The organism is Actinoplanes flavus (assembly GCF_017592555.1).
GTDB classification, from domain to species: Bacteria; Actinomycetota; Actinomycetes; order Mycobacteriales; family Micromonosporaceae; genus Actinoplanes; species Actinoplanes flavus.
Genome location: NZ_JAGFNS010000065.1, coordinates 1 through 9,875 on the forward strand (window position 1 = coordinate 1; position 9,875 = coordinate 9,875).

The window sequence follows — 9,875 nt, forward strand, 5'->3', positions numbered from 1 at the left end:
GATCATCCACGCTCGCGAGGGTAAGCCAAGCCGACGGCATGGACGCACTCTCGTCTGGCAGGATCCGACGTAGGCTGCGCCTACCCGCGGTGACGATCCGTAGCGCCCGGACTGTCGCCGCTTCCCGAAGAGTGACCCCGTGGGGAACCCGAGAACCTACAGAGGGTCAAATGTCGGAAAGCGCTGACACGGACGGCGGAAGATGTGCGCGTCGTTACGGTTCGTGCGAGCCCGGTCGTAGCGCACAGTGGTCAACGGTCGGCGTGGCGGGCGGCGATCTAGACGTCGTGCAGCATGTCAGTAACGAACGGGTGGCGCAGCATCTGCGGGCGAATCACCGGCATCCGGATCCCGACGGTGGTGGTGAAGCGCTCGAGCCTGCGGGCCGCGGCGTGCCCGATCCGGAGGGCCACCGTGGCCACATTGGGTGTCACCGGCCCGGATTAGAGTGCGATCATGACCGACGCATCCGTGCACCTCGCCGCCCAGCCTCGTATCGACACGCTCGTGACGGAGTTCCGCTCCGACGCCCAGCGGCTGCGCAGCGACTTCGCGGGGACGGCCTGGATCGGTGACATCCCCGACCCGGCATCCGGGATGATGGGACCGAACTACCAGCGGCGTGTTGTCGACTCGCAGTTGTTTCTGCCTGACACCCACTGGTACACCGTCCGCGAGCTCGACGACGCCGAAATCCAGATTGCCGTCGGCCTGCTCCAGGTGCCGGGCACCACACAGGGCTCACAAGGGCTGGTCGGCGCAATCGCGGACCCACGTGCGGATTTCTTCGAGCACCCGGAGCACGAAGACCGGGTCGGCATCTGCCTCACGCTACGGGGGCGGATCTGGTCCAACGTCGGCCTGTCATATCGAATCACCGTACTGTGCCGGCCGGAGGCCTTCATCAGTAGCGCACCCGCGTGATGCGAAGGCCGCACTGATCTCGGCACCAGTGCTCATCACGGCTCGCCGCCTGGCCACCACGAGCGCTCGGCGGAAGTAGAGGACGGCCGCCTGGCGGGAAGCACGGAAGATCTCACACCAGGGTGGCCTGCCTCAACGATCGGCGACAAGCCGTCGATTCAGCTCGGCGAGCAGCGCCGGCGGTCCGGGGGTCATCAGGCCGACGTCGACGATGAACGCGGGGGTGCCCGAGCGTCGACGTACCCGTGGTGCCCACGCCGACACGGCGGCGACGGTAGCGGCGTTCAGGCTCGTGGGGGTTACCAGCAGCTCGGTCAACGGGCCGGTGAAGCGCAGCCCGACCGACTGAACCGCCGACCAGGGCAGGAACACCGGTTGGCGGCGGGTGGCGGCGAACTCCAGGCCGGCGGTCGAGGCGCGTATCCAGCCGAGATTGCGGCCGGCAGAGAGGACGGTTCCGGTTGCTCCGGCGATCGTCGTCAGCAGCACCCAGATCACCGTTTCAGTGAAGTCCCACTCCTCCAGCGAGAGGCCGATCGCGATCCCGCGGACCAGCAGAAACACGGGAATGAAGATCAGTGCCGTCCGCAGCCACAGCCGCGACCGGCGCAGACGGAATGTCACCGCGTCGCCGGCTGGGGCAGGGATGAGATCAACGGTGGCCATCAGGGAAGTATCCGCAGCCCAGCTCGTCCTCGGATCAGCCGAATGATCACAGTCCGAGCCGTGGTCGCAGGCCAATGCCGGTTAGTGGCGCATCTTGGTCGGCACCCAGTGAAGCCTCATCGGCAGGACACGACGTCAAGCCGTCACAGCGCACCAACCGGTCCCGCCCGCAGCGACCGGTCCGAGCGCGATCAGCGGCAGAACAGGACGCCGGTCGGTCGACGGCCGACCTGAATTAGCCGCTGTGGTGGTCAGGTTGTGGCTGCGCCTGTGGGCGAGGCCGGAAAACAGCAATCGCGACCACAAGAAGGCCTGCCGGAAGAAGTTGGAGCCACAGACCGGAAATGCCGTCTATCACTTGCGCCTGAATCAGGAATGCTATGAGTCCAGCCGTGAGCAGCGAGCCCCCGAACAGCAGGCAGAAGGCAACCGCTTGGTCCTGCGAGCGCCACGTCCGCTTCGAGCCGGTCAGCGCTAGAGGGCGACTAGTTAGTAGTGCCAGCAACCCAGCACCGCTGAGGTACCCGCCCAGCGCAAAGAAGACGACGACGAAGACCCAGTTCACGGCCCGAGACTCTAGATTGAGCGGCCACCTCCCGACAACCGACGGCGGGTGGCTTGGCAAGGGTGTTCGGCTGTGCATATCAACCCGCACGTCTCGAATGGAAAATATCCGGCATCGGTGACCAAACCGCCGCGCGTGAGTCGATACCCGAAACGAATTGAAGTTTCCGCCGCACCAACTCTTGATCCCCAGAGTTCCGGCCCCTGACCGACAGCGGTGTTGAGGCACCGATGGATCTCGAAACGCAGTTACCGGCACGCGGTTGAGTTGCAGGGTGTGACCGACTGGCGGTTGGCGCGCCTTAGTAGGGATTCTCTCATTGTGCTGGCCTCCGCGAACGATCAGAATGCCCGCGTGAAGATCGTTCGTTGGTTCGTCGGCAGCTGGCTCTCGCGGATCTACCTGGCCCTGGTCACCGCCGTGACCCTAGAGGCCGTGGTGTCGCTCCTAACCTGGGATCATGAAGTCCCGAACTACTCCGACATCATTCCCACCGCCTTGACCTTGCCGGGGTCGGCGATCGGCGCGATTCTTGCGATTCTGCCGATTCCATATAACTTCTGGGCGATGTGGTTGAGCAGCGTAGTAGTAGGGGCGCTGGCTAACGCTGCGGCCCTCAACGGTCTGGTGGCCTTGGTGCGACGACTGACTACGAAGGCCAAGGGGTCTGGCGCGATCGCTGCCGAGAGCGGACCCAAGGTCGGCCAGTCTGGGGCTCGGTAACCGACTCTAACGGTAGAGGCGCCTGTTGCTAACTACTTGGCACCAGCCTCTCTCTGTTGGTGTGGCCTGCCGAGGGAATACACTCTCTTCGGCACGACAAGAAGGCCGTCCGTGACAGTCGGTCACCGGCCACGACGGCACTCGTCGGTCCGAGGGCGGACAGCGGTAATCACTGCGTCGGCTAATCCCGAGCCTGCTCGAATTCCATCCTTCCGTCCCATTCTCGCGCTTGTTTGGCCGCAAGATCGATTCGCCGATTCCGGCGCGCCTGGTCAACGGAGGACACAATTCCAGCCACAGCGAGCCCAGTTACCGTCAAAATCCAGGAGTCGAGGTCCCAGCCTCGTACCACCGCAATAGCGCTGACGACAGCAATCGAGCCCACAGTGACCAGCACATCAACCCAAGGCGACCTCGCGGCACCGGCACTCATAGCCATACTGTTATCCCCACGAGAAGGCAGCTGATCTGCTTGGCACTAGAGATCGCAATCATGAACACGGTTTGCGTCGGAGTTAAGTGCAGACAATCGGTGCATCTCCCCAAGATCGATCACACTCTCATCAAGCAGATCCGTGTACTCGTCGGGTCCGCCTCCGAGTCGACTGCTGTAACTGAGCGTCATGCTGCGCCTGAAGTAGTTTGACGATTCGGCATGCTGAGGCCCGCGGAGCCGTGTCCGCGTCTATCGACGCTCGTTGTGGCGGTCGTGACGGACAAGGCGGAAGCGATCGATGTGTTGGCGGAGTTCCGTGAGCAGCTCTACCGATGCATGACCCGGCGGGCGGACGCCTTGTTCGAGCTGACGGACGCCCTGCTGTGCACCGACGGGCCGGTCAAGACGCTGGTCGGGTTGTCCCTCGCTCCGGAGCACCGCCGCGGCCACGGTGCCATGTATGACGCGCTCAACCACGGCCGTATCGACGTCGAATCGCTGCGTCGACACCTGGTCGGCTTGCCGTTGCCGCGGGCGGCGGACGGCCGCCTGGTCCTCGCGGTGGACGTCTCGCCGTGGCTGCGCCCGGACGGCAACTTCAGCCCGCAGCGTTCCTTCTGCCACACCTACGGCCGCGGCAAGGACGAACACCGCATGATCCCGGGCTGGCCGTACTCGATCATCGCCGCCCTGGAAACCGGCAGGACCTGTTGGACCGCCCTACTCGACGCGGTCCGCCTGCCACCCGGCGCGGACGTCGCCACGATCACCTGCGCACAGATACGGCAGCTCGTCGACCGCCTCACCGATGCCGGCCAGTGGAAGCCCGGCGACCGCGACATCCTGATCGTGCTCGACGCTGGCTACGAGGCGCCGCGTATCGCCTGGTTGCTGCGTGATCTGCCGATCGAAATCCTCGGCCGAATGCGCTCCGACCGGGTGCTACGTCGCCCCACACCGCCGCGCGTCTACCAGCCACTGGGTGGTCGGCCTGCCAAGCACGGCGGCGAGTTCGTCTTCGGCGACTCCGCCACCTGGGGTATCGAGCAGGCGGTCACCCACACCGACACCCGGCTCTACGGCCAGGTGAAGGCGCAGGCCTGGGACGGGCTGCACCCGCGGCTGACCCGCCGCGCCGCCTGGGCGGATCATGACGGGCCGCTGCCGATCATCGCCGGCACGGTCATCCGGCTCACTGTCGAGCACCTGCCCAGTCGCGGCGAGCCGAAGCCGCTCTGGCTGTGGTGGTCCAAGGTCGACGCCAACGCCGGCGATGTCGATCGGTGCTGGCAGGCGTTCCTGCGCCGCTTCGACATCGAGCACACCTTCCGCCTGCTCAAACAGACGCTCGGCTGGACCGCCCCGCAGCTACGCGAACCGGCCGCAGCCGATCGCTGGAGCTGGCTGATCCTGGCCGCTCATACTCAGCTACGTCTCGCCCGGCCCCTCGCACAGGACCTACGCCGACCCTGGGAACGCCCGATGGACCCGGAACGACTCACCCCGGCCCGGGTACGGCGAGGGTTTCGGAACCTCCGCGCGACCAGCACCTCGCCAGCGCGTGCGCCCAAACCAAGCAAGCCCGGCCCCGGACGCCGCCGGGCTCCCGCAACCGGCACACCGCTGACCGCCACGACGTCGGACTCATCCTGGTCACTGGCCAGGCCCATCAGCGACCGGCCCATCACAAGAAGGGCACCAAGCCCCGCCGAACCGGTTAAACGACAAGCTCAGTGGCTGTCTCACAACCTGTTTCCGCAGCTAGCGCGGATTCTGGTCTGCTGAGCTGTGTCTCTGCCGTTCGTATGACCGTCACGGTGACGCCAATCGGCACGCTGCGCCGCGGAGGTGGCCTCCATGCCGGTGCAAGCAGGTCAACCGTTCAGGGAGTTCGGGTGCTCGGCCTACCGTCGAACGAATCCATCGCCATCGCGATGAGCCCATCCGGGCGCAAGTTTGCAGCAAGGAGCCGAACGGCCTTCGCCCGCCAGGTGTCGCCGTAATCGCCGGGCGTGAACGCCTCACCGGCAAGGAAGGCGATGTCAGCGAGACCACGGCTGGCGCGCCAGTATGCCAGGCGCGCCGGATCCACCGTCACCGGCCCGTATCCCTCGAAGAACCATTCCCTCTCCTGGTCACCGATGTGCTCAGCGCCGTAGGTTCCGCCGAGGACGAACATCAGATCGTGCTCAGGCGTGGACAGCGCGGCGTCGTCCCAGTCGATCAGCCACATCCGGCCGGCCGTTGCCAACACATTGCCGAGGTGAGGGTCGGTGTGGCACACCGTTGACGGCGTCACGGCCGGCGCCAGCGACTCCACCCGGTCCACGGCCGCCGCGATCCGCTGCGCGTGATCCATCCAGATGTGGCGGGTCGCGGCGGCGATGTCATCCGCCGGTGGCGAGGCTTGCAGCAGTGCTTCAGTCGCCCGGATCGAGGCGAGATCCTGCTCGTGGCCGGCGACCGGCAACACCGCCGCCAGCTCCGGCGTGACCGGCAGCGCGTGCGTCGCGGCGAGCACCGCGCCGAACTCGCGCCACTGCTGCTCGTCCAGGCCGCCGTCGAGACCCTGGCGATCACCGACCCACGGCACCACCGACAGGCGACGCCCGTCGCGCTCCGACCACAGGCGCCCATCCCGCGTTCTCACCGGCGCGGCCACCGCTCGCACTCCCTGATCGGCCAGTGCACTTGGCACCACAAGTCCGGCACCAGTGCCACCAGCGGACCACTTGATCGCGTACGCGGCCGTTGCCGTACGTCCCAAGATGTTCTGCGCTGCGCGATCCACCCCGCCGCTGTTTGTCTCGGTGGAGATCAGATGAACATCGAAATCCGCAGCAACGTAGTCGATCACGACCGGGATAGTAGCCACACCGCCCCCGATCAGGCTCCCCCTGACCGGCGTATCCCTGGCCTTGGCCTCGAACTACCCACTTGCGAAGCGGCCGAATTTCCGGCACCCATCACGATGCGTGATCAGAGCGCTGATCACGGTCCTGGCCACCCGTAGCCGACCTCAGCCGGCGCTCGCTGCGCCCACCCCGCCGGCCGCGTTCACCGTGTACCGCTACCGCGCAGCGCTGAAGCGACTCGACGCGTACATCCGCGAGCATGGCGTCTTTGTGAGCCACTCCACCCGCACTCTGATCAAAGCCAGAAGAGAAGTCGGCTGAGCGGCATCCGCGTTCCGCCGTGTACGGCCCGAGCGCGGCGTCCTCATTTGCCGCAGACAACGCGCGGCGCCCAGCGTGGTAGCCACTTCTGTGGTTGGCAGCCGACGATTGCGTGCGTGATCTCGGGGGCATCGTTCGCGAGCTGAACCAGCGGCTGCGCGTCTTCCAGACGACAGGAAATTCAGCCCCACCCAGGTGGCAGTAGTTTCCATGATCCGTGCGCAAGCCAGTCACCGAACCTCACCGGCTGCGCACCACCGGCATGATCGAGCGAAAGCGGCACGATCAGGTCACAAGTTGCCCGTCCGTCCCACCACACCGTGCCGGCGAGCGGACCGGAGATCACAAGCAGCGTCGCGAAGCCACAGCCGTTGTCCTGAATCGCGATCGCGCCAACGGTCTTGCGCTCTTCGAAATAATCTCTCTCCTCATTCCACGCCCGGCAGGCGATCGCGAAGGGCTCGTCACCAGGAAAGTCTTCTCGGCTAGGCATGCGGTCATACAGCGCATCATCGTCGTCGACGTAGGAATCCGGGTGCGGGAAAGGCTCAGCCAACTGCGCACGCCGACGAGTGTCGTTTCCTTCCCACCACCAGCCCCCTCCGACCGCGCCAGCCTCGCCAGCGGACCGCCCGCACTGACGTTCAACAGATACCGCCGATACTCTGCTGGAAAGGTGACGCCCAGCTCCTGTTCCGCAGCGGACACCTCGATCTCAGTCAATGGGGCAGGTGTCGCGCAACTCATGGCCGGAGCCTATCCGGGCACACCGCAAGGCTCTAGAGCCTTTCAGCGACATGGACAGCCGTCTGGAACAGGTCGTCGGCAGGAAATCTTCGTCAACGGGGCGGCGGCCCTCCATGGGTGCGAGTACTACCGAGGTGTCCGCTGCGGATCCTCTGAACGTCCGCTCATAGCCGCGATGCGCGCGCCAGTCGCGCTCTACCGATAACTCAGCGTGAGGGAAGGATCGTAATCCGGAAAACTGTGTGTCATCGCCCGCGCGGCCACCTCCGGCCGGCACAGCAGATTCGTGGCGATCTGAGAGGCGACTCCTCGTCACGGACCAGCTCCTGCGCCGCGACCACCTTCTCCTGCACCGTGGTCTCGGTCATCGCCTTGAACGCCACGTCCGGCCGGCGCAGCAAGTCGGCGGCGACACGCGAGGCGACCTTCTCGTCGCGGACCAGATCGTGGACCGCCACGACCTTCTCCTCCACCGACGCCGGGTGCGCCACCCGGCTACCGACCCGGCGGCTCGCCTCATCCGGGCTCCACCGCCGCTCGCCCGTGCGAGCGATCACCGGCGGCTGCGCGATCGCCGCGAACCGCTGCTGCGCGTCCGGGATCTCCGCCAGGATCGCGTGCACGGTGAACGAGGCATCCGGGCACCGGTGCTCCCGCGGCCAGCGCGAGGCGACCCACCGCCACTTCTTCACCGTGGTCGCGGGCGCTCCGATGTCCTCGGCGAACATGGCCAGAGCCTGCGAGACGGTCACCATCTCCTCGCCCAGCGCCGGATGCGCACCCCCATACGCGCATCGGCTCGATCTCTTTACCGACCGCCGGAGCCGGTGAACCATATCTGACCTGCGGCGATACATAAACTACATGTCCACGACGGCGCGGCGGGGACAGCCGCTGTAGTCCGTCTGGGTGGTCCTCAGGACGAGGGCGGTCGACAGATGGGACGGATGGACCCGCGCCTGGAATTCGTCAGCTACGCGACGTGATGGCGGGCGGGTCCGCCAACATCCGGATCTGCCGATGTGAGTGCATCGGCTGTACCGACCCCAGTGCTCGGTCATAGCGCAACGTCTGATGTGTGCAAGATATCTCAAGAAGCGCCGTCTCGCGTCGACTCTTCCGATTCGAATCGAAGCGCACGTTCAGCGCTCTCGAGAAGGTCGGCGTAGGTAATCACTGTCAGACGACTTAAGTGAGCGTTATATGACCGAATGGTTTGGTCTACCTGCTCTCTAGAAACGCCATCCGGAAGACGTCTTGTCGGGTGCCCGAGCACAATCGTTCCTTTGGCTCGCCGGAAGTCAAAGTCTGCTTGTAACTCATTCATATATTGCGTCCTCAAGGCGGCGCCGAGTTCGTCGATGTGACGAAGGTAGTTGAGGCATTGACTTACTGCTTCATGTACATCGTCCGAGACGATCAGGTGATTCCTGTGCTTTCTGACAAGGGTAACTTCGGGACCTTTAAGCTCGACGATTTCCAAACTTCCGTCGGCACATACAAGAGGTATATCGTACTGGTCGAGTGGAACAAACGTCCGCCTATCCGCTATTCCGACGTACTGACCCCCGAAAATCCAATACCTTGAGCCGATCGCAGCATGCATCTTTGTTTCATTAGCGTCCGGCGAGAGCGCCAAATCCTGAAGGTCGGAGATGATCCTGCGGCGCTCCCGAATAATGGCCGCCTCGGCTGCAGAGAGACCTTCAGGCGTAGAGGTCAAGCCTGCAACCACTTCTTGCACGTCGTTGCCGTGAGCTAAGACGCGGCCCAAGTTCGCGGCACTCAGGCCGGATCCAGAGCGCGTCTGAGCCGCTCGAGAAATATAGGAGACTATGCGTTTTGCAAAGTTGTCGAAAGACAGGTCGGCAAATGGCTCCGAAACCTCCATCTCGGAACTATCCGCGGCGAGATAGCATGCCGCATCGATGACTCCACCCGAGAGAAGCCCGGAAAGAGTATGCCCAACAAAATCAAGATAGGAGGTGGGCTCCTCTGGAGGAAGTCCTGGAAACGATAGATCGACGGGGCGCGGCCTCCGCCGAGCCACGGTATCGCGACTCTTCTCCATAACAAACACCACTGCTATGCATGGCCTATAAGGAAGCCTGTCAGGCCCGTCGAAGGTGCGAGCAATATTCGTGGCAAGTGCGACGATGTCGTCTAGGCGATTGCGTAGATTATTTCCACCGATACCAAGATTCACTTTAATCTCAGTTACCACCACTGGCAGTTCGTCGTCTACGACAACAGCATCCCACGGCCTGCCGGAGATGCCGTAGCCGCCCGCAATTCCAATTCGAGCTTCCGTGACAATAGAGGAGCGCTGGATTCCGGCGGCAGCCAGGTCGTCCGCTAGGGCCTCCGGCATCCTGTGCGATACTCCAATACCGGCCACATACGGTATCGTGGCACTAGCTTGAGACGGATGGCGCGGCCTTGCCCGAAAGCGGTCAAGAATCGCTTTCGTCATTGCTGTGGCCTTCTCTGGCATGCTTGCGTTCCCTCGATTAATCGCTGGCCGCCTATGTCTTTGCTCTAGCGTACCTAAGGCTGCTAATTTTGTGTCCGTTGGCCACTGCAGCGGTCCACTGACTTGAAGGGCGTACTGATCTGCCGCCGTCCGGGCGCTACGGAG

9 protein-coding genes and 2 pseudogenes are annotated in these 9,875 nt (G+C 64.3%); 3 read left to right on the forward strand and 8 right to left on the reverse strand.

Features of this window, described 5'->3' with window-relative positions:
- Window positions 1-278 precede the first annotated feature (278 nt).
- Window positions 279-434 carry a hypothetical protein gene (locus J5X75_RS43445; RefSeq protein WP_208473589.1) on the reverse strand — a complete coding sequence of 52 codons (156 nt, stop codon included), beginning with the start codon at window positions 432-434 and terminating at the stop codon, window positions 279-281.
- A 22-nt stretch (window positions 435-456) separates the two neighbouring features.
- Here J5X75_RS43445 and J5X75_RS43450 point away from each other — a divergent pair, with 22 nt between their 5' ends.
- Window positions 457-924 (forward strand): hypothetical protein, encoded by a 468-nt coding sequence (locus J5X75_RS43450; RefSeq protein WP_208473590.1) that lies wholly within the window; start codon window positions 457-459, stop codon window positions 922-924.
- Window positions 925-1,056: 132 nt separating this feature from the next.
- On the opposite strand, the gene J5X75_RS43455 is transcribed toward J5X75_RS43450, so the two are convergent.
- Entirely contained in the window at window positions 1,057-1,590 is a 534-nt protein-coding gene (locus tag J5X75_RS43455) for a hypothetical protein (protein ID WP_208473591.1), read from the reverse strand.
- A gap of 235 nt (window positions 1,591-1,825) precedes the next feature.
- Window positions 1,826-2,155: a hypothetical protein gene (locus tag J5X75_RS43460; protein WP_208473592.1), complete on the reverse strand. Its 330-nt coding sequence runs from the start codon at window positions 2,153-2,155 to the stop codon at window positions 1,826-1,828.
- Window positions 2,156-2,509: 354 nt separating this feature from the next.
- Here J5X75_RS43460 and J5X75_RS43465 point away from each other — a divergent pair, with 354 nt between their 5' ends.
- The gene (locus tag J5X75_RS43465) at window positions 2,510-2,878 is read left to right on the forward strand and encodes an SCO4225 family membrane protein (RefSeq protein WP_208473593.1); all 369 of its coding nucleotides are present in this window, start codon (window positions 2,510-2,512) and stop codon (window positions 2,876-2,878) included.
- A gap of 655 nt (window positions 2,879-3,533) precedes the next feature.
- Window positions 3,534-5,035 (forward strand): annotated as a pseudogene (locus J5X75_RS43470) (NF041680 family putative transposase).
- Window positions 5,036-5,196: 161 nt separating this feature from the next.
- Here the strand turns inward: J5X75_RS43470 and J5X75_RS43475 are convergent.
- From J5X75_RS43475 to J5X75_RS43490, 5 genes and pseudogenes are all read right to left on the reverse strand, one after another.
- On the reverse strand, window positions 5,197-6,171 hold the full coding sequence (locus tag J5X75_RS43475) for a phosphotransferase enzyme family protein (protein WP_208473594.1): 975 nt from the start codon (window positions 6,169-6,171) through the stop codon (window positions 5,197-5,199).
- Window positions 6,172-6,671: 500 nt separating this feature from the next.
- Entirely contained in the window at window positions 6,672-7,046 is a 375-nt protein-coding gene (locus J5X75_RS43480) for a hypothetical protein (RefSeq protein ID WP_208473595.1), read from the reverse strand.
- A gap of 80 nt (window positions 7,047-7,126) precedes the next feature.
- Window positions 7,127-7,237, reverse strand: a pseudogene (locus J5X75_RS46525) (SMI1/KNR4 family protein); the annotation flags it as partial.
- A 245-nt stretch (window positions 7,238-7,482) separates the two neighbouring features.
- Entirely contained in the window at window positions 7,483-7,989 is a 507-nt protein-coding gene (locus tag J5X75_RS43485; protein WP_208473596.1) for a DUF6192 family protein, read from the reverse strand.
- Between the two features lie 338 nt (window positions 7,990-8,327).
- Window positions 8,328-9,731 carry a Shedu anti-phage system protein SduA domain-containing protein gene (locus tag J5X75_RS43490; RefSeq protein ID WP_208473597.1) on the reverse strand — a complete coding sequence of 468 codons (1,404 nt, stop codon included), beginning with the start codon at window positions 9,729-9,731 and terminating at the stop codon, window positions 8,328-8,330.
- Window positions 9,732-9,875: the final 144 nt, after the last annotated feature.

Coding starts and splice junctions, on each gene's coding strand:
- J5X75_RS43450 (WP_208473590.1), top strand. CDS start 457: ATGACCGACGCATCCGTGCACCTCGCCGCCCAGCCTCGTATCGACACG.
- J5X75_RS43455 (WP_208473591.1), bottom strand. CDS start 1,590: ATGGCCACCGTTGATCTCATCCCTGCCCCAGCCGGCGACGCGGTGACA.
- J5X75_RS43490 (WP_208473597.1), bottom strand. CDS start 9,731: ATGCCAGAGAAGGCCACAGCAATGACGAAAGCGATTCTTGACCGCTTT.